General features: G+C 39.4%; 17 protein-coding genes and 1 pseudogene. 8 read left to right on the top strand and 10 right to left on the bottom strand.

All coding sequences use genetic code 11. From position 1 onward, the window contains the following. The 3 genes from ACM03V_RS20475 to ACM03V_RS20465 form a co-directional block, all read right to left on the bottom strand. Positions 1–1203: a beta-ketoacyl-ACP synthase gene (locus tag ACM03V_RS20475; protein ID WP_414622637.1), complete on the bottom strand. Its 1203-nt coding sequence runs from the start codon at positions 1201–1203 to the stop codon at positions 1–3. A gap of 190 nt (positions 1204–1393) precedes the next feature. Continuing rightward, on the bottom strand, positions 1394–2140 hold the full coding sequence (locus ACM03V_RS20470; protein ID WP_414622636.1) for a peptidylprolyl isomerase: 747 nt from the start codon (positions 2138–2140) through the stop codon (positions 1394–1396). A 211-nt stretch (positions 2141–2351) separates the two neighbouring features. After that, positions 2352–2921: a photosystem I assembly protein Ycf4 gene (locus ACM03V_RS20465; protein WP_414622635.1), complete on the bottom strand. Its 570-nt coding sequence runs from the start codon at positions 2919–2921 to the stop codon at positions 2352–2354. A gap of 421 nt (positions 2922–3342) precedes the next feature. Between ACM03V_RS20465 and psbD the strand changes: the two genes are divergently transcribed. Further along, on the top strand, positions 3343–4401 hold the full coding sequence (psbD, locus tag ACM03V_RS20460; RefSeq protein WP_414622412.1) for a photosystem II D2 protein (photosystem q(a) protein): 1059 nt from the start codon (positions 3343–3345) through the stop codon (positions 4399–4401). Further along, positions 4385–5770: a photosystem II reaction center protein CP43 gene (gene psbC, locus ACM03V_RS20455; protein WP_414622634.1), complete on the top strand. Its 1386-nt coding sequence runs from the start codon at positions 4385–4387 to the stop codon at positions 5768–5770. Before psbD ends, psbC begins: the two co-directional genes overlap by 17 nt. A gap of 737 nt (positions 5771–6507) precedes the next feature. Here the strand turns inward: psbC and ACM03V_RS20450 are convergent. The 3 genes from ACM03V_RS20450 to ACM03V_RS20440 form a co-directional block, all read right to left on the bottom strand. Continuing rightward, positions 6508–6807, bottom strand: coding sequence for a CU044_2847 family protein (locus ACM03V_RS20450; RefSeq protein ID WP_414622633.1), 300 nt, complete (start codon positions 6805–6807; stop codon positions 6508–6510). A gap of 190 nt (positions 6808–6997) precedes the next feature. Next, positions 6998–7837 (bottom strand): SWIM zinc finger family protein, encoded by an 840-nt coding sequence (locus tag ACM03V_RS20445; RefSeq protein ID WP_414622632.1) that lies wholly within the window; start codon positions 7835–7837, stop codon positions 6998–7000. A gap of 64 nt (positions 7838–7901) precedes the next feature. Then, on the bottom strand, positions 7902–11729 hold the full coding sequence (locus ACM03V_RS20440) for an SNF2-related protein (RefSeq protein ID WP_414622631.1): 3828 nt from the start codon (positions 11727–11729) through the stop codon (positions 7902–7904). A gap of 726 nt (positions 11730–12455) precedes the next feature. On the opposite strand from ACM03V_RS20440, the gene ACM03V_RS20435 reads away from it, so the two are divergent. Both ACM03V_RS20435 and ACM03V_RS20430 read left to right on the top strand, forming a co-directional pair. Then, a complete protein-coding gene (locus tag ACM03V_RS20435; RefSeq protein ID WP_414622630.1) occupies positions 12456–14609 on the top strand; it encodes a polyribonucleotide nucleotidyltransferase in 2154 nt (717 codons plus the stop codon). Positions 14610–14975: 366 nt separating this feature from the next. Then, entirely contained in the window at positions 14976–15239 is a 264-nt protein-coding gene (locus ACM03V_RS20430; RefSeq protein ID WP_414622629.1) for a DUF3146 family protein, read from the top strand. Positions 15240–15350: 111 nt separating this feature from the next. On the opposite strand, the gene ACM03V_RS20425 is transcribed toward ACM03V_RS20430, so the two are convergent. The 3 genes from ACM03V_RS20425 to ntcA form a co-directional block, all read right to left on the bottom strand. Continuing rightward, complete coding sequence (locus ACM03V_RS20425) at positions 15351–15785, bottom strand: pre-16S rRNA-processing nuclease YqgF (protein WP_414622628.1); 435 nt, start codon at positions 15783–15785, stop codon at positions 15351–15353. Between the two features lie 181 nt (positions 15786–15966). Next, complete coding sequence (locus ACM03V_RS20420) at positions 15967–17499, bottom strand: DUF3084 domain-containing protein (protein ID WP_414622627.1); 1533 nt, start codon at positions 17497–17499, stop codon at positions 15967–15969. Between the two features lie 386 nt (positions 17500–17885). After that, the gene (gene ntcA / locus ACM03V_RS20415) at positions 17886–18557 is read right to left on the bottom strand and encodes a global nitrogen regulator NtcA (protein ID WP_010998529.1); all 672 of its coding nucleotides are present in this window, start codon (positions 18555–18557) and stop codon (positions 17886–17888) included. 374 nt (positions 18558–18931) lie between these two features. On the opposite strand from ntcA, the gene fabI reads away from it, so the two are divergent. The 4 genes and pseudogenes from fabI (at position 18932) to ACM03V_RS20395 (ending at position 22149) form a co-directional block, all read left to right on the top strand. Then, positions 18932–19708 (top strand): enoyl-ACP reductase FabI, encoded by a 777-nt coding sequence (fabI, locus tag ACM03V_RS20410; protein WP_414622626.1) that lies wholly within the window; start codon positions 18932–18934, stop codon positions 19706–19708. 406 nt (positions 19709–20114) lie between these two features. Further along, a complete protein-coding gene (hisB, locus tag ACM03V_RS20405) occupies positions 20115–20756 on the top strand; it encodes an imidazoleglycerol-phosphate dehydratase HisB (RefSeq protein WP_414622625.1) in 642 nt (213 codons plus the stop codon). Positions 20757–20821: 65 nt separating this feature from the next. Further along, positions 20822–21434 (top strand): annotated as a pseudogene (locus ACM03V_RS20400) (restriction endonuclease subunit R). Positions 21435–21759: 325 nt separating this feature from the next. Further along, positions 21760–22149: a hypothetical protein gene (locus ACM03V_RS20395; RefSeq protein WP_414622624.1), complete on the top strand. Its 390-nt coding sequence runs from the start codon at positions 21760–21762 to the stop codon at positions 22147–22149. Between the two features lie 6 nt (positions 22150–22155). Here ACM03V_RS20395 and ACM03V_RS20390 read toward each other — a convergent pair whose 3' ends face one another. After that, on the bottom strand, positions 22156–25707 hold the full coding sequence (locus tag ACM03V_RS20390) for an AAA-like domain-containing protein (RefSeq protein WP_414622623.1): 3552 nt from the start codon (positions 25705–25707) through the stop codon (positions 22156–22158). Positions 25708–25815 lie beyond the last annotated feature (108 nt).

The raw sequence follows: 25815 nt of genomic DNA, 5'->3' as shown, positions 1-25815 counted from the left end.
TCACATGCCATTCCGATTGCTTAAAACTACAACCGCATTTTGTCCCCCAAAGCCAAAACTAAAACACATCGCTCGCTGAATATGACTTTGACGCGCTTCTCTAACTAAATTCAAATCAAATTCTGATTCCTTTAAACCAACACAAGGCGGTAAAATTTGATGCTTAAAACTCATCAAAGTAAAAGCTACCCCCAAAGCACCAGAAGCTCCAACTGTATGACCAGTGCTTCCCTTAGTAGAACTAACCGCCACTCTTTTGTCAAATATTGTTTGTATAACCTTAATTTCTACACGGTCATTCATCTGCGTAGCAGTACCGTGAGCATGAATGTAATCAATATCTTCTGGAGAAATATGAGCGCGATGTAAACATTCTTTAACCGCAGAAATAGCGCCTTTTCCTTCAGGGTGCGGTTGATTTGGATGATAAGCGTCAGCAGTCAAGCCAAAGTCGAGTATTTCACCGTATATCTTTGCTCCCCGCCGACGTGCTAACTCCGCCGACTCCAAAACAAACACTGCTCCACCTTCACCTAAAACCAAGCCTTCCCGATTGACATCAAAAGGGTAAGCACCAGTTTTTGCCAAAGCGCCCATTCGATCAAAACCAGCAATCGTCAAAGGCGTAATTGGAGCCTCCACCGCACCGGCAACTACTCGCTCGCAACGACCAGATTTAATTAAGTTAAAACCTTGAAAAAGCGCCCAAATACCAGTAGCACAAGCCGCCATCGGCGCTAATACAGTTCCAGTTGCACCTACGAGTTGCGCTGCCGCGATCGCGTTCATGTGTGGAAGGGTGGAGAGGAGGGGGAGAGGGGGGGAGGGGGAGAGGGGGGGAGGGGGAGAAAGTTTTTCATTTTTGTCCGCTTGTCTCCTTGTCTCCTTGTCCGCATACATCCACCTTGCCATCTTTTCCCACTCCGCTTGATAGCTGCGACTTGAACCAATTACAACTCCGCAGTCGGGTAAAGGTGGAACTAATGAAGCATCTAGCAAAGCCGAAGTGACAACTTGTTGAGTAAGGTTTTTTAACTGTGCTGGGCGATCGCCAATCAAACCAAAAGGAAGGCTTTGCAATTCTGGAAAAAGTTGACGCTGTTTAATTCCACATTCACCCGCAACTAAACGCCCCCAACTATCTTCCAAGTTATTACCCAAAGCAGAAATTAAACCAATACCAGTAACTACAACCCGATTCAATTTTAGATTTTAGATTTTAGATTTTAGATTGGGGATAGAGAGTTAGGAGTTAGGAGTTAGGAGTTAGGAATAGTTATTTTTCCCTTGTCCCCTTATCTCCCCCTTCGGGTTGCGCCACTTCTCTCAACGCGGGGAACCCGCGCACGAGAGTGGCTTACCATCACCCCATCTCCCTATCTCCCTATCAAAACTACTCGGCGTTTTTCAAATTCTCCGCGCCTTTGGTAACTTTGGCGTTTTCGATTTTGTCGCCTTGCTTGATGTTATTTACAACATCCATTCCCTCAGTGACATTACCGAATACTGCGTAGTTACCGTCTAAGAAGGCTAAGTCTGACAAAGCGAAATAAAACTGCGAAGAAGCAGAGTTTGGAGATTGCGATCGCGCCATTGCGATCGCGCCTGCTTTGTGTTGCAATACTGGTGTTTTCTTGATTGTTTGACCGTAAACTGGCTCTTCTTCACCTTGTGGCTTGATTTCTAAGGGAACGGTACGTTCTTTACCATTCACAACATACCCACCAGTTCCATTCCCTTTAGGATCGCCTCCTTGGGCTACAAAGGGTTGAGGATCTTTTACTACTCTATGGAAACTCAAGCCATCGTATACGCCTTTCTGAACCAATTCTACAAAGTTACCGGCACTGATGGGAGCATTTTCTCCATCTAATTCGATAGTGATAGGAGAACCATTAACGGTCATCACTACAGTAGCTTTGCCTTCAAGTCTGGGTAAATCGTTCATTCCAGGAACAGCCTCATTTTTTACTTCAGATGCAAGAGTTGCTTGTGCGGTTGTATCGCTGTCTGCTTCAGCTACTGTAGCGTCTGGAGAAGTTGTAGTCGAAGCCACTTCCCCACCAGAACATCCATTTAACATCAAAGCACTGACAACCAAAAGCGTAACCAAAAAATACTTAGGAGCTTTCAACAGCATTTCCACTACAAAACTCAACCCAAGTATCTTAGCCTACTAGATTTTGGATTTTAGATTTTAGATTGGGAATAGGGCATTAAGAATAATTAGTTAGGAGTTAGGAGTTAGGAGTTAGGAGTTAGGAGTTAGGAGTTAGGAGTTAGGAGTAGGAAGTAGTGGGAGCATCTTGCTCCCTTTCCCCATCTCCCCATCTCCCCATCTCCCCATCCCCCTACAACCCTTCAAGGGGTACTTCTAAAAATTTCGCTAACTGAGCGCCTTTAGTCTCTAATTCTTTTAACGATAAAGGTTGACCGACTCTTGTTAAAGGAATGTCTCTACGACCTTTGGCACGTAAATAAAGAGCGCGACGGGGGTTAATTCCTTCTTTGATTTCGACTCGCACCGATTGCACGTCTTCGGTACGACAGTCGAGTTCAATTCGCCGGTTTTTTCCAGGAAATCCCCAGCGAAAGATTTTTATCTTACCTGTCTCGCTATTAAACTCGTTGTATCCGCCTCCTAAGTCCCATAAAATTACTAGCCATAGGTATAAAGCTAAAAGCAATCCTGCTATGCCATATAACCCCATCACTAAACCTTGGGGGACGAATACTAATTGAGTTGCATCTGTGACTAAAAGTAAATTTTTCTGAAAATAGCTTGACAATCCGGCGAGCAGGAAACCTCCGGCTCCAAGAAAAACTACTGTTGCCCACCAATAATTACTTAACCTACGAGAACCCAGAACCGTTTGTGTAAGGACGTTATTGCTTTTGGAGATTGTTGTTGATGCCGTCATGGAACAAATTAAGAGGTTGTGAGAAATTCTCTATTAATCAAGTCTGCCATCCTAACGGTCACTCCGCACAAATTCTTTAGATTTCCTAATACAATTTAAGTTTTATGATTAAGTTTTATGAGAAAACTTGTGTCAAATTGTAAATATTCTGATATTGATGGTATGTAGTGGCTTTGCACTTAATGCCGAAAAAATCAGTATAAATTGGTCACAAACCTGGACTAATGTGATAAATTAAGAATTATTAAGCGATCGTACTCTGTCAAGGCAGTGTACGATTAGGTTTTGGCACAAACCTGAGAAATGTTTACCTAGTTGGTAGTATTTTCTCATAAAATAGACAGTACTGTTGAAAGTGCCGCATAAAAACTTTGTTTCATTAGAAACGTAGCAATTTTAGTAAAAGAGGATTTTTGTCCAAATGACCATCGCAGTTGGACGCGCCCCTAGCACTAGAGGGTGGTTTGACGTACTCGATGACTGGTTAAAGCGAGACAGATTCGTTTTCATCGGTTGGTCGGGTCTATTGCTTTTCCCCTGTGCCTACATGGCTCTAGGTGGATGGCTCACAGGTACAACCTTTGTATCTTCCTGGTATACCCACGGTTTGGCATCTTCTTACTTAGAAGGTTGTAACTTCTTGACCGTGGCAGTATCCACACCCGCAGACAGCATGGGACATTCCCTATTGCTTTTGTGGGGCCCTGAAGCTCAAGGTGACTTCACCCGTTGGTGTCAGTTGGGCGGATTGTGGACGTTTGTTGCGTTACACGGAGCTTTCGGTTTGATTGGCTTCATGTTGCGTCAATTTGAAATTTCCCGTTTGGTGGGAATTCGTCCTTATAATGCGATCGCGTTTTCTGCACCTATTGCGGTATTCGTCAGCGTATTTTTGATGTACCCCTTGGGTCAATCTTCTTGGTTCTTTGCTCCTAGTTTCGGAGTAGCAGCAATCTTCCGTTTCTTGCTATTTTTCCAAGGTTTCCATAACTGGACTTTGAACCCCTTCCACATGATGGGAGTAGCAGGAGTATTGGGTGGTGCGCTGTTGTGTGCAATTCACGGTGCAACCGTAGAAAACACCTTGTTTGAAGACGGTGACGGTTCTAACACCTTCCGTGCATTTGAACCAACCCAAGCAGAAGAAACCTATTCAATGGTGACAGCAAACCGTTTCTGGTCGCAGATTTTCGGTATTGCATTCTCCAACAAACGCTGGTTGCACTTCTTCATGTTGTTCGTACCAGTTACCGGGTTATGGATGAGCGCAGTAGGTGTAGTAGGCTTAGCGCTGAACCTACGTGCTTATGACTTCGTATCTCAAGAATTGAGAGCGGCAGAAGACCCAGAATTTGAAACTTTCTATACGAAAAACATTTTGCTGAATGAGGGTATCCGTGCTTGGATGGCTCCTCAAGATCAGCCCCACGAACAATTTGTATTCCCAGAGGAGGTTCTCCCACGTGGTAACGCTCTCTAATCAAGCAATAGCATCAGGTGGACGCGACCAACAAAGTACAGGCTTTGCTTGGTGGTCGGGTAACGCTCGCTTAATCAATCTTTCCGGTAAACTACTGGGCGCTCACGTAGCTCATGCTGGTTTAATCGTTTTCTGGGCTGGAGCAATGACCTTGTTTGAGGTTGCTCACTTTATCCCTGAAAAGCCCATGTACGAGCAGGGTTTAATTCTGCTACCTCACCTAGCAGCCCAAGGTTGGGGTGTTGGTGCTGGTGGTGAAGTTATCGATACTTTCCCCTACTTTGTTGTTGGCGTACTTCACTTAATTTCTTCTGCCGTACTAGGTTTCGGCGGTATCTATCACGCGGTTCGCGGTCCAGAAACCTTAGAAGAATACTCTTCTTTCTTCGGTTATGACTGGAAAGATAAGAACAAAATGACCACCATCATTGGTTTCCACCTAATAATTTTGGGATGTGGAGCCTTATTGTTGGTGCTAAAAGCAATGTTCTTCGGTGGTTTATACGATACCTGGGCACCCGGTGGTGGTGATGTCCGCGTCGTAACCAACCCTACATTGAACCCTGCGGTAATTTTTGGTTATCTACTCAAATCCCCCTTCGGTGGCGAAGGTTGGATTGTCAGCGTTGACAACTTAGAAGATATCATTGGCGGTCATATTTGGGTTGCCATCATCACTATTTCTGGTGGTATCTTCCATATTCTTACCAAGCCTTTTGGTTGGGCGCGTCGTGCTTTCATCTGGTCTGGTGAGGCGTATCTTTCTTATAGTTTGGGTGCGTTGTCCTTGATGGGCTTTATTGCTTCCACCTTCGTTTGGTTTAATAACACCGCTTACCCAAGTGAATTCTTTGGTCCTACAGCTTCAGAAGCTTCTCAAGCACAAGCTTTGACCTTCTTGATTCGCGACCAACGCTTAGGTGCTAACGTAGGTTCTGCTCAAGGTCCTACAGGTCTTGGTAAATACTTGATGCGTTCTCCTAGTGGTGAAATCATCTTCGGTGGTGAAACCATGCGCTTCTGGGATTTCCGTGGCCCTTGGTTGGAGCCTCTACGCGGTCCTAACGGTCTTGACTTAGAAAAAGTTAAGAATGACATTCAGCCTTGGCAGGCTCGTCGTGCTGCTGAATATATGACCCACGCTCCTTTGGGTTCATTGAACTCTGTAGGTGGTGTTGCAACTGAGATTAACTCCTTTAACTACGTGTCTCCTCGTGCGTGGTTGGCTACATCTCACTTCGTATTAGGATTCTTCTTCCTAATTGGTCACTTATGGCACGCAGGTCGCGCTCGTGCGGCTGCTGGTGGTTTCGAGAGAGGTATTAACCGCGAAACCGAACCAGTAATGTTCATGCCGAATTTAGATTAGGTTCTCTTGTTTGTAAAGTTTAATTACTGACAATCGATTGCTCCCGTGTAAAAGCGGGGGCTTTTTTTATGCAGGAATTTTAGATTTTAGATTTTAGATTTTAGATTTTTGTAGGGTGTGTGAAGCTTTGATAATTTGGGCTGTACGGTCGATTTCTATTTTCAGTTTCACGCACCGAATATTATTAGTTGTGGCAATTGTGTGTAATGCTGCGCTTAATCGTCCTGACTCTATAAGAGCTACCGTGTACACACATCTTGTAAGATCCCCCTAAATTCCCCGCTAAACTGGGGAACTTTAATTCCGATTCCGCCCTTTTTAAGGGGGGCTAGGGGGGATCGATACGTTATGGAGCAAATTCAAAGAACTTGTGTGTACACCGTAGCTCTATAAGAGTGGGCAACCTGGGCTAACTTAGCCGCATCCTTTAGTGAAAACTGTATTGAATAAGAAACTGAAAAAAGATAAATATATTTGATTTTAGATAATTATTTATTTATTTATTTATTTATTTATTTATTTATTTATTTATTTATTTATTTAATATTGGCCCAAAGAGTGCGTTAAACGTTATCCTAACGGGTCGTGCCGCGCTGAACACGCAGTGAGTCGTTAGACTAAGCTCAACAAAGGTATCGCTATCTTCAATTTTTTCGACTTGTTTGTATTTTTTTATAATTTAATCGTAGAATATTCACTTATATTTGTAATTGAGATATATACAAGATCGAATTAGATTAATTACCCCATTCCAAAGTAATTTCGATATTAGCAGTGGAAGCATCTTTAACAAGCAAAGGTGTAAGTTTACCAGATTCAATACCTAAGTCTATCCCAAATCTGACAGAAGCTTTATCCGGCTTTACTTTTTGCACAATATCAGCAATTTCCTTTGTCAAAGACTCTATAGCCCCAGTAGCTTCACTAAATGGTCGGGTTTGGAAAGTTAATTTTCGATCCCCAATAAGAGTAGCTTCAACTCTTATACTTGTGCCATCATTCAACTCTACAGTAATAATTTTGCTTTGAAGTTCCATTCTCATTTAACTGGGTGAACCTGCCGTAATAGGATATCAGTAATCAGTGACCAGTTAATAATAATCATTTAAAGTTCATTTTACATAGTTTTTGTAATACAAATAGCTTTTTTTTCTATGAAATATAAATTATGATACTTTTTTAATTTCAAAAATAGGTATTCATTGTTCACTGTTCACTGCTAACTGTTCACTGATTACCCACATTCATCGCGGCTAAAAATGCTTTCTGACTAGCATCTTTATATAGTGAATTAAGATATTTCATGACGATATCTGTAGAATTAATACTTGCAGGATTTTCATCTTCTTTTGCTAAAGGAATGGAGCCTAATACATCTAAAACAGTTTCGCCGGTTGATGGTGCAATTACTACTAATGATGATTCCAATGGTTGATTGTATTGCCAAAAATTATCTATATTTAAGGATGTTTGTTGGTTATTTATTGACTCTCGAACATCTAAAGTCTGTGCTTCTGCATCTGAAATATTAGCACTGCGTAATTTCCGTAAATCGCTAATAATTTGCTCTTTAGTACGTCCTCGTAATTGAAATAGGACAAATGGATCTTCGCTGAAACGGTCGGCTAATTGATAGTAAATAGCACCGATATGTTTGCAGGGATTGGCTTTATCGGGACACGAACATTTACTGTGAACTTCAGGTAATGTGAAAGGAAATAATGACAAACCATTTGCTGTAAATACTTCTTCTATATTTTGCGGCATTTCTCCGGCTAATAATTTGGCTGCAAATATTGCTCTTTGGGACATTGTTTCAACAATAAAACCCCATTCTTCATCGCTGAAGGAATCAAGAGCAAGAGATACACTATAAGGTTCCGGTTCGCTACCCTGTACCTTAGCTAATACTTTGGCATTTGCAAATTTAATACTGAGAATATTTCCTTGACGAGCATAATTTCTCGCACGTTCTAAACGCTTTTTAAAGCGGTACGAATCTAATAATTCTAACCACCGTTGTGACCACCATTCTCTTGATGCTTGAAAATCGTAATTTGCTTGCATGATATCAATTAACAATGAACAACTAACTCTGAACTCCTAACTCCTAACTCCTAATTCCTAACTCCTAACTCTCTTCTTCAATAACTGCATCGCGATCGAGTATTAACAAATTACGAAGTTGATCGGTGTCCATTTCAGTTAACCATTCTTCACCAGCACCTACAACTTGTTCTGCTAATTGCTTTTTACTTTCAATCATGTCGTGAATTTTTTCTTCTAAAGTTCCGGTACAAACAAATTTATGTACCTGAACATTCTTTGTTTGACCGATACGAAATACCCTATCTGTAGCTTGATTTTCTACTGCGGGATTCCACCATCTATCGAAGTGAAATACATGATTTGCACGAGTTAAATTTAATCCTACGCCACCAGCTTTTAAGGAAAGAATCATTACTGGTGGAGCTTGTGGATCGTGTTGAAAACGGTCGATCATTTCCTCACGCTGCTTTTTGGTTGTGCTTCCATATAAAAACAAAGTCTCTCGGTTCAACTTTTCTTCTAGATGGGGTTTGAGCAACTTACCCCACTCCGCAAACTGAGTGAAAATTAAAGCGCGATCGCCGTTTGATATTGCTTCTTCTAACATCTCATCTAAACGCTGAAGTTTGGCTGAATCATGTTCGTCTAATTTCTTTTTCTTTAAATACTGGGCTGGGTGATTGCAAATTTGTTTTAATTTCACAAGTAAACCCAAAATCATTCCCCGACGCTGCAATCCTTCTGCATCGTCAATTGCGGCTAAGGAATCTTCTACTACTTTTTGATAAAGCTTTGCTTGTTCGGGAGTTAAACCACAAAAAACAGTCATTTCCTGCTTTTCTGGTAAATCTTGAATGATATCGCGGTCGGTTTTCAAACGACGTAAAATAAACGGTTGAACCAAGGAACGCAATTGCGATAATGAAGAGGTATCGCCATATTTTTCAATTGGCATTGCAAACCGTCTTTGAAAAAACTGTTTGTTTCCTAAATATCCCGGATTTAAGAAATCCATAATCGACCACAATTCTTGCAGTCTATTTTCTACCGGGGTACCCGTTAAAGCAATCCGAAAATCTGGTTCTAACTGTCGTACTGCTTGAGATTGTTTTGATTCTGCATTCTTAATATTTTGAGCTTCATCTAAAGCTATTATCTGCCAGGAAACATCTTGTAATGATTTTAAATCGCGATGAACTAAGGAATAACTTGTAATTACAATATTTTTATCTTTGACGGCAGTTTGAAAAGCCTTTCCTTTCGGACGTTTATCACCGTGATACTGCAAAACTTTGAGATTAGGAGCAAATTTTTTAACTTCCCGTTCCCAGTTTCCTAGTACGGAGGTTGGACAAACTAATAATGTGGGTTTTTCTAAGGCTTCTTCTTCTTGGAGGTGAAGTAGGAAGGCTATGAATTGGATCGTATTGTGACAAATAATATTGTTCGCAACAAAATTATGGTGTTCTTCAACCTCGAAATCGTAAACCCATCCTTCGTAATCTACATCTTCAATACTTTCAATTTTGCAGTAGGAGACTTCTTTGCCGATTTTTGGTTTTTCTTTTAAAGCAATGGTGCCTTCTGGAGGAAGAGGAGTTGTATTTTTTAAACGCAAAGGTACGCGGAGGTTTTCGCGGAGGTTCGCTGAGGTGTTATTTGCACTTACTCCAATGTAATTTCCTATTTCAAGATGATTTGTCCAACCTTTATTAGTTAATAACTTGTGACGACGGGTAATGGTAATGCTGCTACCATCTTGTAAGTTTATTTTTCTTAACTTTTCTTTGACTTGTTGTCGGTAAAGTCGTCGAATGGGAGCTTGGATAATTTTACCTGTTGACTCATTTATGGAATTAACTATTAATCGCTTGGTAGATTCGCTCCAAAATCCTTCGCCGTCAAACTGTGTTTCTCCTGCATATTTCTGCCAAATGTTCTCAGCCGTTTCTAGACAACCATTAATGTAAATTTGAGTATCTGGTGCAACGCATTTCCCCAAACCCATATCATCTGCCAAACAAGCACCTAAACCCCAACGTTCTAAAAATGACAGCCAAGACATTCCTCGTCGTTGATAGGGGCGCAATTCTCCGTGAAAACTTTCCGGTGTGGATAAAGTTTCTATATCTTGATTATCTGTGAGATTTGTAATTAATTCCTGCAAAGCTCCGGAAGCTTCAAAGCTAACTACGGGTAATTTTTCAATCGTTTGAGTATCACCCGAACCCAATCGCAAAGCATCTTCTAAAGACAGCGACATTTTTTCTTTTCTACCAGTAAAAAATGTCTGTGCTGTCTTGATATCTTGGGGACGCAATTCTACCCACTCATCATTGATTTGCACTAAGGGACTTTTTAAAGCCACAAGTTTGTCAAACTGCTGTTTGGAAAGAGTTTGTCCGCCAATTGCTAATTCCCATTTGAAATTGAGCAAACTTTGCAAACCCAAACGTTCGGTTTTTTTGTTGGGGGTTTGAGCGCTAACTTTCAAACCCAAACGATTAGCCCAACCATCGCGATTTGCTAAGGAATCTGGTAAAATCACACCCAAACCGCTATCTTCAAATCGCCAAGTTACCGACTTGATGAAATCATACGCTTGCATAGGTTCGAGACGACAAGATTGAGGTAAAGCTGTATCCAAACTCGGTGCCATGATTGGATAAAGCCGCGAAGCCAAACCCAAACCTCGTAAAAAGGTTTCTTGGGGTTTATCAATCGTGCGATTTTGGTAAACAAACTTTTCAACTGGATGCTTCCAAATCGTTTGTGCGTCTAACAAAAATTTTTCATCATCAATTGCTTGTAGATAATATTCCAACAACCATTGTGTTTCACCTTCTTCTGGAGTACGCAATACAAAACAAGTGCGAAAAAGACTTCTGGTTCCAAGTTGGTTTTGTAAAGGTAAAGTCCAAGAATTCAGCGCAGCTTCTAACCTTTCAACTTCCTGAGTATTTTCGCCAAGTGAGTTTTTCTTACTTGTTAAAGAGTGCAACCATTGTTTGACTACAGATGGTAAGGATGCCAACAATCGAGTTTCTGCTGCATCCAGAGAATTTACCATTTCTCGTACTTGAGCATCTACAGTTTTATTCAAAAAATCTAACAGTAATTGTTCCGATTCGGGAGGTAGATTTATTGCTTGGTAATTATCTTGTTCAGTTTGTGCCTGAGTTTGTTTTTGATACAGCCGACAAGATAAAGGCATTAATCGCGAATATTTATCCAAACGGCTTCCGTCAACGGCACTATCTAAAAGTGCTTCCCAACTAGCGATTTTAGAATCATCCGATACATTCTTAATTCCAGGCAAAAACTTACACCTTGAAATCAAATCTAAACCCCAACGGCCGATTTGCGACCAAAAACGTAAATCTCCTCCAATAAAATCTTCTTCCTCCGAAGCAACATTCATCGGCAATGAAGTTAAAAATTTTATTGCTTCTATAGAGTTCAAACAAAAACCTTCAACTTGCCAAGAGTAAAGATATTGCTCGTTTACTGCTTCGTTGACAACCCCCGAATGGAAGGGTTGTATCGAATCAATATCCTTTTTATTTTTCTTTTTCTTCTCTTGAGGAATATGGGTAGGTAAGGCAATTACGACAGATGAAGAAGGTAAATCTATAAAATCTATATCTTCTTTAGTCGCTGTAGCTTTGAGTTTTCTCTTAGATTTAGTGCTGGAATTATCGGCTTGAATCCCCCATGAATTAGGAATTTTCAGATTGCGTTCTTGCAACAACTTAAACAATTCTAACGGTGTCATACCGAAAGGATGAGACTGTACTTTAGTTAATTCATCTTCAGCCGAATTGCTATCTATAGAACGCCAAGTTTCTCCCCAGATAAAAAAACAACTGCTTTGACCTTGTAGTAACCAGCTACCGTGTAAAATTCCCATGTGTCCACTACATTATTTTTTCTTGTATAACTTTAATTTTCGACTACTTTATTTTAATTAAATATTGTTTTGAGTATATAAAAACTGATTGAATGTAAAATGTTTTAAAAATAAATTAATCATATGCAATCAAAATTAATAATCTTCCTAATATTACGGGCATTAAAACATCTTATTCTTAAAATAATTCAAACTCAATAAATTTTATTATCCTCCTGCCTTGCGTGCAAAAACATCTGAAAAAGCTATTTTATCCGATTTTAACTTAATACTTAATTAAGATTAACAAAAATGCAGCCCGTGATTTATAAAAATTTTAGGACTTATGCAACTGTAACGATAAATTAGGTATTCCCACAACATTGAGATCCCCCCAACCCCCCTTAAAAAAGGGGGGGCTTTGCGTAAGTGCTAAATTTAAAAAATGGGATACAGGTAGAATTAGACTATATGCATCCTTCGGAATCCGAGCAGGTAAGAAAACTACTTAACACCATAGTAATTAAGGTTAAAGGTCAAAATTCTCCCCATCTCCCCATCTCCCTGTCCCCTACTCCCTCCTTAACCATAGTTAAGAATTATAAATAAAACTCAAAGAAATTAAATAAAAGTTACTCTTCACTGTTAACTAGTAACTGATTTTAATCGCTACTCCGGCAAGGAATCGGGCATAAATGTTAGGATTGCCACTGAGAGCGAATAGTGCATAGAAGGAAAAAGAACTGAATGGAAGAATTTGAAAAGTCAATATCCTTTGACGGACGGGATATTCGACTGAAAGTTGGCGTGTTAGCTCCCCAGGCTGGCGGGTCTGTAATGATACAATCTGGGGACACAGCAGTATTGGTGACGGCGACGCGATCGCAAGGTAGAGAAGGTATTGATTTTTTACCTTTGACTGTAGATTACGAAGAAAGATTGTATGCAGCAGGTAGAATCCCTGGAGGTATCTTAAGAAGAGAAGGAAGACCTCCAGAAAAAGCGACTCTTACTAGTCGTTTAATTGACCGTCCCATGCGTCCTTTGTTCCCTTCATGGTTGCGAGATGACCTGCAAATTATCGCAGCAACTCTTTCGGTAGATGAAAAAGTGCCGCCGGATGTGCTAGCCGTGACGGGCGCAAGTATTGCTACTTTGCTGGCAAAAATTCCCTTCAAAGGACCAATGGCTGCGGTAAGAGTTGGCTTAGTGGGAGATGATTTTATTATTAACCCCACCTACGCAGAAATCACTGCTGGAGATTTGGACTTGATTGTTGCTGGTTCCCCAGATGGCGTAATCATGGTGGAAGCGGGAGCGAATCAGCTACCAGAACAAGATATTATCGAAGCCATTGAGTTTGGTTACGAAGCGGTACAAGATTTAATCCAAGCGCAACTGGATTTGATTGCAGAATTAGGTATTGAGATTGTTAGCGAAGAACCACCAGAAGTAGACACCACTCTGGAAAACTTTATTAGCGATCGCGCTACTGATGGAATCAAAAAAATTCTGGCGCAGTTTGAGTTTACTAAAGCCGAACGCGATGAAGCTTTGGATCTGATCAAAGACAAAATCTCGGCTGAGATTGAAGAGTTATCGGAAGAAGATCCAATCCGAGTAGCTGCAACTGAGAATACTAAAGCACTCGGCAATACTTTTAAAGGTATTACTAAAAAGCTGATGCGCCGTCAAATCGTTGAAGATGGCGTTCGGGTGGATGGTCGTAAGCTTGATGAGGTTCGTCCGGTATCCTGTCAAGTAGATGTTTTACCAAAACGGGTTCACGGTAGCGGCTTGTTTAACAGGGGACTGACTCAGGTACTTTCTATTTGTACTTTGGGAACCCCCGGAGATGCTCAAAATCTAAACGACGATTTGCAACCAAACCAGCAAAAGCATTATCTCCACCATTATAACTTCCCACCATATTCTGTTGGAGAAACCAAGCCGTTACGTCCACCAGGAAGAAGAGAAATTGGTCACGGTGCTTTAGCAGAGCGAGCCATATTACCCGTGTTACCACCAAAAAGTGAATTCCCTTACGTACTTAGGGTAGTATCTGAGGTACTTTCTTCCAACGGTTCTACATCAATGGGTTCTGTATGTGGTTCCACCTTAGCGTTGATGGATGCCGGCGTACCAATCAAAAAACCTGTTAGTGGTGCGGCAATGGGTTTAATTAAAGAAGATGATGAATTCCGTGTTTTAACTGATATTCAAGGTATTGAAGACTTCTTAGGCGACATGGACTTCAAAGTTGCCGGTACCGATACTGGTATCACTGCCTTGCAAATGGACATGAAAATCACTGGTTTATCTTTGGAAACTGTTGCTCAAGCAGTTCATCAAGCTAAAAGTGCTAGATTGCACATTTTAGAAAAAATGCTTGCCTGCATCGAAAAACCGCGTGAGGAAATGTCACCCTATGCTCCACGCTTGTTAACCATCAAGATTGACTCAGATATGATTGGTTTGGTGATTGGGCCTGGAGGTAAAACGATCAAGGGAATTACCGAAGAGACGGGTGCCACAGTTGATATTGAAGATGATGGTACCGTGACAATTGCCGCTTTGGATGAAAATAAAGCTAAGAAAGCCCGCTTTATTATCCAGTCAATGACACGCAAACTAAATGAAGGCGACGTTTACGTTGGTAGAGTAACTCGAATTATACCAATCGGTGCCTTCGTGGAGTTTTTACCCGGTAAAGAAGGGATGATTCATATTTCCCAGCTAGCAGATTACCGAGTTGGTAAAGTTGAGGATGAAGTTGCAGTTAGCGACGAAGTAATCGTCAAAGTTCGAGAAATTGATAATAAAGGTAGAATAAACCTTACCCGCTTGGGCATTCACCCAGAACAAGCAACTGCTGCGCGAGAAGCAGCCGCAAACAGTTAACGCCCCAAGCAAGGATTTTAGATTTAGATTGTGAATGCACAAATCTAAAATCCGCGCTGCAATTTGAAAAATGAATATTAATTAAGATCGACCACCAGGATTGCTTGGTGGTTCAACTTAAATGACTAAGAAAAAAAATATTAAACCAATTTTAAGCAAATTAAAAATTAAGTTATGTTAAGTATAGGGCTAAGGCAGTAGTAATATTAATCTCCCCCTTACCCACGGCACTTGCTACAACTGTCGTGTTCCGAGCCGCACAGCCCCGGTGAACGGCAACGCAGTGGCTCCCCTTTACAAAAAAGGCGGTTTTGCGTAGATCCTTTTAACAGTACAAGTAATCAACACTGCGGTATTGCATAAATCGTGAGTTCCAAACCACTACCGAAAACAGAAGCCCATGTGAGGATTACCCGACAATCATGGGAAGACGGTTTGCTTAAAGGAGAAGTAAGAGCAGGTGAATTTCAGTGGCAATTTCAATGGCATTTTCGTCAAGGAGATTTGTCAATTACACCCTCCCAAGGAAGAGCATTAATCAAAGAACCTCTCAGCCGCTTTTTAGAACAAAAAGACTATCAATTAGAACCAGGTGGAGATTACGCTTTTACAATTCGAGCCGACATTTGAATCAGTTAACAATTATCAATTATCAATTATCAATTCAAGCCTCCCCATCTCCCCTTGTCCCCTTGTCCCCATCTCCTCATCTCCCCCTCTCCCCCCTCTCCCCCTCCCAAATCACTCAGTCAAGCGATTGAGATATCTTTCGATCAGCAAAATAGCAACAATATCATCAATTGGGCGTGGTGGTGTTCGCATTCCTTTGGGTAATAGTTTAGTCAATCCTTTGGGTGGATACATCTGCCAATAACGATCGCGTGCTTCCAAACTTGAATAGCGCTCATCGACTAAAATAATATTTACCGTCGGGGATAATTTTTCTTCTATTTGCTGTTTCCAACGCTTTGATGTGGTTTGATTTCCCATTACTAATAAGGAAATGGGATACTTTTTATACAAATCTCCAATAATGGCGATCGCCTCCTCAGAAGACACGACTTCGTGATACTGGAGTTGTCTATCAAGTCCCATCACGGCGACACCACATTTATCTTTTCCTGGATCGAAACCCAAAATCACCGAATCGGAAGGTGAAAATTTGCGGGAAGTCATATAAATACTGCTGAAATATTACTAATAAATATCGTTAAAATAATTTATCCAGCTTTTAGCTTTTAGCTTTTAACGGGTTTAAATCCCCATCCAATTGCCAACTAATAGCGGTGGAGCTTTTAATTTTAAAAGTTCTTTTGATGCTGTTCCCTACTCCCTACTCCTTACTCCCTACATCATCTCACGTACTAAAAACTATTTTTCCATTCAAGATTGCTACTAGTTTAACTTTTAACGGCCCGGCTCTGTAAGTATCTTGTGCGGCAACAGCTTTGATATCTAATGATTGATTGTACTGTCGCAATAAAGCTACAAATCGAATAATAGTACCATCTATTTGAATACTTTCTAAAATACCAGCATTACGAGCGCGAAACTGAGAAGCACTAATCAACAATTCCAGTCGCTGGCTTACTTGCTCTGGTGTCATGTTTTGAGGATCTGCTGTAGTAGTTGCTAGCACCTCACCTCTTTGAAAGACTATTTGATTCGGTGCTGCATCGGCAAAAAATTCGATGCGCTTTTCTCCCCGAACATAATTTCCGGCAGAAAAAATTCGCACCACATATTCTCTACCATCATCAATCTGCTTGCTCAATTGCTGAATTTGTTTTGCAGTAGCAAATAGAATTGGTGATTTCTCATCTTTTGATAAATCACTTCCAGGCTCGCTTAGTTTGTTGAGAGCAGAAAGGTTGGCTTCCTGCAATAGTTTAATTACTGCTTGTTTTGCCGCTTCAGGCTTTTCAACGCGAACTACTGCTTCAGCAATAACTTGTCCCCTGATTAAAGCTAGCTTACCCAAACGTAAATCTCGATTGGATTGCCCCAATTTTGCCAGTTGCTGTTCTAAAGAAGCTTGCTGACTTTCCAACTCTGAAAGACGCGCTTGCTTTTCGTTAATCACTTTCTGACGCTGAGCAATCATTTTCTCGCGTGCGGTAATTTCAGAATTACGCTTTTGAATTTGTTTATCGAGTTGAGCAATTTTTTCATCCCGCTTTTCAATCGCTTCTTGACGATTGGCTAATTCGCGATCGCGTTTGTTAATTGCAGCTTCAGCTTGGGCTAGGGCTTTATTAGCATCTGCAATCAATCGCTTTCTGTCTTCCTTGAGCTGTAGGCTTTCTGCCCTTAGCTGCTTGATCTCTTTGATTTTGCTGTCTCTTTCATCAATTATGGTTTGCAGCTCGTCAATAGCGCTTTTGTAACGAGTGGCTACTTGATCTAGTTTCTTTTGGGTACCTTGCAGTAAAGCTTCTGTACGGGCTTGCTGCTTGATGGTTTTATTAAGTTGAGCTTGGGTTAATCGTTGCTTGGTGTTTGCAGCTTCCAAGGAGCGGTTAATTGCCTCTAACTTTTTCTGTGCTTGTGCTTGTTGGTTCCTAGCTTCTGCTAACTCTCTTTTAGTAATTTCTAAATTATTCGCCGTACCTTCAAGTTGTTCTCGCTTGCTTCGTAAATCTTTTTGAATATCCTCAAGCTTAAATACTCCATCACGCAATCCTTCATCAACTAAAAATAAACTTGCTAAAGTTGATGCCGAAATACCAACTCCCGTTAAAATCGTCACTAAAACAGCAGTCTTTTTGGGACGCAGGTTGAAAAGTGAGAGACGTTTCTTACCTACCCGCGTGCCAATGCGATCGCCGACGGTAGCAATTACGCCTCCCAAAATTAAAATTGCTGTTATCAGGATAAACGCGGTGGTCATAAAATCGTGCCGAATTTATCCCTACACATACAGGCTACTACTTTCAGTTATTGTGTGTGAGAAAAGGCAAATAATGCAAGAGCTGAATATACTTAATTTCCAAGCGTGTCAAAATTCGTGGTCAAAAGGGCGGAGTAAACCGGATTTTACATTCCGCCTATTCAATAAGGCTCAAAACATTGCCTTTCGGAACAAAGCTGTTTAATTGGTAGCAGCGTTAATTATCATTCATCTGCTACCGTTAGGAAAGCATCTGTAATATTAACCAGATAATTTAGTCATTGCCGGTATAATCATTTCAGATGTATTTTTTCAAAAATTAAATCGCAATAATCAATATAGACCTCCTAATAACATAATTAGACGTTAAATCCTTCAACACATTTTTAAGTAAATTGCCGACTTAAAGTTACTGGCTTGTGTACGGTAATCTTCTTTTTGTGTATTGAAATCATCTTTTTTTCTCGTAAATCGCCTAATAATCTTGTAACGGTAACGCGAGTAGAACCAATCGCTTCAGCAATTGCTTGATGGGATAACTTTAAATCGATAGTTATTCCATCAGCACAAGGAACTCCAAAATCTCGACACAGAATTAGTAAAAAGCTCACTAATCTAGAACCCATATCTCGGTGAGCAAGAGTTTCAATCATCATCTCTGTCTGCAATATTCGCGAAGAAAGTCCTCGCAGCATCAACATAGATAATTCTGGATTTTCTTTGAGCGCTTGCTCTACTTGTTCAATTGGAGCCGAAAGCAATTCTACTGGTGTGAACGCTACCGCATGATAAAACCGATCCGATTTGTTTCCTGTTAATAAGGACAAAACTCCAAAAACACTATTCTCTCGTAGCAATGCCACCGTTATTTCTTCTCCTGCCTCATACACCCTGGAGAGCTTCACGGCACCTTTGAGAAGAAAATAAACTCGTTCAGCTGGATCGCCCGGAAAAAATATAGTTTTGTTGCGTTCAAATGTTTCAACAACTGGTGGAAAAGCTCCAGTTGCCATTTGTCTAAACACATTTGCTAGGGCTTTATCTTGTGTCACAATCATCTCCCTTCCCCTACCCAATGCCGGAATAAATAAAACAGATTACCGTATAATACACTTGAAAAATCAAGATTACATTGTGAACCTTTTTGTACTTTCCTATACTTAACCTCTTTACCTCATTACTATTTGTTCAACATGATACATAAATTCTAACCCTTAAAGCTACTAATTTTTAACACTATTCAGTTAGTTCATAGAAGTAAATTATTTAGATGAAGAAATATTTAAAATATCATAAAAAAAATGGTAATTAATGTAGCAGAATTTTAACAACATTTATTATTCCATCCCATAAATCGGATTTAAAAAATAATCTTGATCGGTCTAATATCTAGTATGCTCAACCATGAACCATTTTTGAATAGGTGATTTTTATGCTGGATCTGACAGGGAAAAACGCGCTTGTTACAGGTATTGCTAATAACCGTTCTATTGCTTGGGGTATAGCCCAACAACTGCATAAAGCAGGAGCAAATATTGGTGTTACCTATTTACCAGACGAGAAAGGAAAAATGGAGAAAAAGGTTAAAGATTTAGTCGAACCCATTAAACCTAGTTTGTTTTTGCCATGTAATGTCCAAGATGACGAGCAAGTAAAATCTACTTTTGATTCGATCAAGGAAAAATGGGGTTCTTTAGATATTTTGATTCATTGTCTTGCTTTCGCCAAAAGAGACGACTTAACCGGAGGTTTTAGCGAAACTTCCCGTGAAGGCTTTAATTTAGCTTTGGAAATAAGCGCTTATTCGCTAGCCCAATTAGCAGGTGCAGCCAAACCTCTAATGTCCGCAGGAGGAAGCATTGTAACTCTTACATACTTGGGTGGTGTCAGAGCAATTCCTAATTACAACGTGATGGGAGTGGCTAAAGCAGCATTAGAATCGAGCGTGCGTTATCTAGCAGCAGAACTCGGAGAGCAACAGATTCGCGTCAACGCAATTTCAGCAGGTCCCATTCGTACTTTAGCCTCAAGTGCGGTGGGTGGCATTTTAGATATGATTCATCATGTAGAAGAAGTTGCTCCCCTCAAACGTACTGTTACCCAGCTAGAAGTTGGTAATGCAGCAGCCTTCTTGTGTAGCGATTTAGCAAGTGGAATTACAGGTCAAGTTCTGTATGTTGATGCAGGATACGAAATCATGGGAATGTAATATGGCAAAATTTCCGATTTTTTTAATATTTTCTTTCTTAGTTGCAATAGTCTATTAACTTGTAGGTTGGGTTAGACGCACGAAAAACATTGGTTTTCAACTAAAAATTACTCGAAGCGTCGTAACCCAACATCTTCTCTATTAGCGATTAAAACTAAATGTTGGGCTAAAAGCGCATCTCAATCCGAAGATAAACCATAATGAAGGTCGTGCGCTTTTAACCCAACCTACGAACTAATACCGTTTTAGTTTGTAGTTTGTAGGTTGGGTTAGACGCACGAAAGATATTGGTTTTTAACAAGAAATTGCTCAAAGCGTTGTAACCCAACATCTGCTGTGATTCAATCCAAAAGTGGCTTGATCAAGGGATAATAGAATCAAAGTATTTTTAATCAGTACGGCTACTATGCGCTCAATTGAACGTCCTGCAATCTCTTCAAATCACAATACTGTTTTTAATCCTCGCACCGCTACCGTTAGCCGTACTACCGGGGAAACGGACGTGCAAGTTACCCTGAATTTAGATGGTACTGGTAACTGTAATGCTCAAACCGGCATTCCGTTTTTAGACCATATGCTGCATCAAATTTCCTCCCACGGACTGATTGACTTAGAAGTCATTGCTAAGGGAGATATAGAGATTGATGACCACCACACCAACGAAGATGTCGGTATTACATTAGGAAAAGCTTTGGCACAAGCACTTGGCGATCGCAAAGGTATTGTCCGCTTCGGTCATTTTATGGCTCCCCTTGATGAAGCATTGGTTCAGGTAGCTTTGGACTTTTCGGGAAGACCTCATTTAACTTACGGTTTGCAAATTCCTACTCAAAGAGTGGGAACTTACGATACTCAATTAGTGCGGGAATTTTTTGTTGCAATTGTTAACAACAGCCAGATGACATTGCATATTCGTCAGCTTGACGGTATCAATTCCCATCACATTATTGAAGCGACATTTAAAGCTTTTGCAAGAGCGATGCGAATGGCTACAGAAATCGATCCAAGACGTGCCAGTACTATACCTAGTTCTAAGGGAGTGTTGTAATTTGTAATTCAGGTCTATGGCGCGTTCGCGCCACTCTTATTACAATTTTTATTTATTCCTAAATAATTAGGGGGCAAACAATTCAAGCAAAAGAGATTAATTTACGTTACTTAATTGATAATTTTGGTATTGAGTTAGTTTTAGATGACCAATTTTTCTACGAATGGCAGGAAAGTTTACCAGAAATCAGCAGTTTAGATAAACAACTTTTGAATAAAGTCAAAGCGGGCTATTTTAATTTGCTTAACTATCCTCCTTTGCTAGAAGATGTTGTCAGAATGGCAATGATCGACCCAATACTTTTTATTTGAGATTTTTTTCTTAATCCTTTTTATGTTAAATCGGAAGAGTCTATAGATATTGCTGATGAAGATGAAGGAATTATCATCAAAGGTAAAATTGATACATTAGTGCTAAAAGATAAATTATGGATAATGGTTATTGAATCGAAAAAAGCAGATTATTCTATTGAAAAAGGACTAGCACAAATTCTTGCTTATATGTTAGGTAGTCGGGTAGAAAATAAACCGTGTTTTGGCATGATTGCTACAGGTAGCGAGTTTATTTTCGTTAAATTAGTGAAAACAAATAGACCTCGTTATGCTTTATCAGAGGGTTTATTTAATGCGTAACCCAGAGAATGAATTATATGATGTACTTAGGATTTTGAAGTGTTGAATAGAAATAGCGAGTGTGTGAAAGTTGAAGGTTATATAACGGGAGCATCCTAAACCAATTTAAATATTTGGGATACTTCCTATATAACTGATTTGCTAATTATAAGTCTCAGGATAAATATTGGTGGTTAAATTATTTATAAAAAGCTCAACATATTATACCTGATTTTACCCTATATTGAATACAATATTCAGAATCTATGGTGTAGAAAACACCTGATTTTTTCCTATTGGTATTGAGATTTATGTGAGTCATTATTTGCATATAAAGCAAATTAATTTGTTTTTAAATATCACATTAGTTATCAAATCGAGAGGTAATAGAAATGCAAGTAAAATCAATTGTATCTACAGTCATATTATTGGGTGTTGTTGCTTTATCACCAGCCGTAAATACGAATCCAGCGACAGCATCATCCTCCAATAGACCTTATTGTACAGCAACATCAAATCAAGGTTATACTTGGTGGACGTGGACTGTTAACAGTGTAGAGAAAGCTTGTTTTACTGCTTTTACTAAAGTTTTAAATAACGGGCAAAGTGTGGATAAAGCAGAATGGGGAGATTACAAAGTAAATGGTTTGAATAAAGGAAAGCTTACTTGTAAACAGGGAAGTAAAAATGTTACAGGAACCGGAAGTACGGTTTTTGAAAATGGTTTGAATATGGGCAAAACTCTAGGATGGGGTAGCTGTAGAATGAAAATCACAAATTAATAATGTTTAAGGTTGATTGCAGATTTGCTGTATTTCCTTTTCTTCGGGATGAATCACTAAATAACCTTGCAACCAATTGCAACCCATTTTCATGAAATCATCTAAATCTAAATTTAATTTCCATAGCTTAACGGTACCGTCTCTATTTGCTGAAGCTATGGTTTTTCCATCGGGACTAAAACTGACGCTTGTCACCCATACCCCATCTCGATCAGTTTCAAGGGTTTGCAGCAAGTTACCATCATCGACGTTCCACAAATTGATCGTACTATCAAGACTTGCGGAAGCGAGAATTTTACCATTAGGACTAAATTTGATGTTAGTAACCCAGTTACTATGTTTCTTAAGAGGTCTGATTAATTTACCATTTTTTACACTCCACAACTTGACTGTATTATCTGCACTAGCGGAAGCAATTAACTCACCGTTTGGGCTGAAACTGACACTTGTAATGCGATCGCTATGAGCTTTGGGAAAAGTTTTGATTAAACTGCCATTTTCGACATTCCAGATTTTGATCGCTGGTTCATCGCTGATCGAAGCGAGCATTTTACCATCTGGACTGAAACTGATACTAGTCCATCTACCTGCTGCTGCGAATATATCATCATCGGATTGAAGTTGTAATACTCTGCCATCAGAAAGATTCCATAATTTGACAATTTCATCATCACCAGTAGAAGCAAGGATTTTACCATCGGGACTAAAACTTACTCTTGATAGGCGATCGCCATGATAGTTAAAAGTTTGCAGAAAATTGCTATTATCAAAATGCCATAATTTGATCAAACCATCATCACTGCTAAAGGCTAGAGTTTTACCATTCGGACTAAAACTAATACTTCTGACTTGCTCGTTATTATGAATGGTTTGTAAAAGCGATTTTTCCAGATTCCACAGCTTAATAGTTTTATCCGCACTTGCAGAGGCTAAAGTCTTACCATTAGGACTAAAACTAACATCCCATACTTCAGCATTATGGTTTTCTAATATTTGAGGTTCAATACCATAAATATTCCAAAGGCGGATAGTAGAATCACTGCCTGAAGTTGCCAAAGTCTTACCGTCAGGACTAAAATTTACATCCATAACATGACCGCTATGACCTTTGAAAGTTTGCGGTTGTATTGCTGTTTGCTTGATATCCCACAGTTTTATCGTCCTATCTTCGCTAGCTGATGCGATTTTTCTACCGTTGGGACTAAAGGTAACGCTGTGAACTGGAGCGGTATGACCGACGAAAGTATGGATTAAAGAACCATCCGATACGTTCCACAATTTAATGGTATTGTCAAAGCTTGCAGTAGCTAAGATTTTTCCGTTAGGACTAAAGCTGACACCAGCAAGTTTATTAGTATGACCCGTGAAAGTTTTGATTAAACTACCATTAGAAATATTCCATAATTTGAGCGTATAGTCAAGACTTGCGGTAGCTAAGATTTTACCGTCAGGACTAAAATCTATACTCCATATTGGTTCGCGATGAGCGTCGATAATTTTAATTAAATTGCCGTTATCAAGATCGAAAAGTCCGACTTTACCATTTGCTGCGGCTACAGCCAGGATTGTACCATCGAAGCTAAAACTAACATCTAATAATATGGAATTATGACCTTTAATCGTTTTGATCAAACTACCATCGACGTTCCATATTTTAATCATGCCATCGCTAGCAGTAGAAGCAATAATTTTTCCATTCGGACTAAAGCTGACACTCCAAACGCTGTTAGTATGACCGATTAGCGATCGCCATAAAGTACCATTTTTCGCATTCCACAGTTTGATAGTGTTATCCGCACTAGCAGAAGCAATAATTTTTCCATCCGGACTGAAACTAACACTTTTTACTTTATCATCATGTCCTTGTAAGCGATTTTTTTCTTTAATACTGTAAATTGCTTGCTGTAATGCAGAAACTACCGAAGAGCGAGTTTCTTGGTTAACTGAAGATAATTTGGATAATTTTTGTAATTTTCTTCCTGCTTTCAATGCTAAAAGCAATGATTGAAAAGGACTTGTATCAAAAGCTCTTTGAGAGTAAACACTTGTTAAAAGTATATCGGCTTGTGTTTGTTCTAGTCTTGCTTTATTAAGTTGTATATTTGTGAATAACGCTACTACAAAAGAGATTGCTAAAAAAATGCTGCCTAAAAGTATAATCTTTTTAGCTTGATTGTGGGCTTGAGTTAATATTTGACTTTGTTTTTCTTTGACTGCTAAAGTTTGTTGAATTTGACGCTGTTCTAATTCTTGACTGGCACTTAAGTAACGATAATCCAAGCAACTTAAATTGTGGTTATTTGCCCAAGTTAAACCATCTTGCAATGCTCGACCTCGTAATAAGCGAGATTCATCTTGATAATTAGAATTAACCCAAATATCAAAATTTTGGGAATAGGGACGTAATTTTTCTAATTGTTTTTCAACCCATGTTTTATTAAAAACTTGTCTGTAAATCCGATTATATATCTTTAATTTACCTTGTTCCTGCACAACTAAACCGGATAAACGTAAATCTGTTTGTTCCGGACTCGCATCTGCAAATACTTCTGTTTGTTGTAAAATGTCTTGATAAATTGCTAATAATCGTCCCGCTTTTTGTTCGTTGCGAAGAATTCTATCTCGAATAGTTTTTAAATGTTCTGGTTCGTCTTGCGCTTCCCAATTTTCAACAATCAATTTTTGTACTATCTCTTCAATGACTCTATTTGCGGGAATATTATTTTGAGTTTCGGTTTTAATAACTAATTGACATAATTTTTGAGTTAAAAAAGGTTGCCCAGCAGTCCATTTTAAGATTTCTTCGATTACAGATTGAGGATGATCGATTCCTGCTAATCCTTTAGCTAGCGGTTGCGCTTCATAAAATTTGAAACCTTGTAATTCTATTGCTTTTCCAATATTGAAAGGAGTTTGAGTTTTATCAGCAATTAAATCACTAGGAGTTGCTACTCCTAAAAGTGCAAAAGTCAAACGTTTATATTCTGGGTTATCAACTCGTTTATTATAAAAAAATCTAATTAAAGCAAAAAAATCATCAAGAGAAAAGCTTTGACTTAAAACCCTGTCAATTTCATCTACAAAAATAATAATATTCTGCTCAATTTCAATTAATAGTACTTCATCAATAAATAAATTTAACCGCTGTACTGGTGATAGTAAATCTCGTCTTTCTTTCCACCAATTTCGCCATTTTATCTTTTTACTTAACTGACAGCTACTAACTAAAGATTGCACAATTCCGGCGTACCATTTTTCCGCAGTTACATCTTCCTTTCCAATTCCAGTTAAATCAATAAAAGCACATACCATACCATCTGCTTGCAACTTTTGCATCGTTTGTACTCGCAAGCTGGATTTACCAGTTTGTCGCGAATTAAGTACATAGCAAAATTCACCTTTTTTTAAACTTTCGTAAAGTTCTGTATCTGCTTGCCGCGTTACATAACTTGAAGCATTAATAGGAAGGCTTCCACCAACTTGATATTCATAGTTTGATGGTGATTCGATCATGACTACCTGATTTATTCCTATTCCATTAGCTTTTGATATTTCCAAACACCTGATTTATTCCTATTGGTATTTTCAACAGTTACATTCATGATTTGCATATAGAGCAAGTAAGTTTGCTGTTATATACCAAATCAATCGTTCAAAGGAGAATAA

Source organism: Calothrix sp. CCY 0018 (assembly GCF_963920925.1).
Lineage (GTDB): Bacteria > Cyanobacteriota > Cyanobacteriia > Cyanobacteriales > Nostocaceae > Rivularia.
This window is presented reverse-complemented; position numbering and strand designations above follow the sequence as displayed.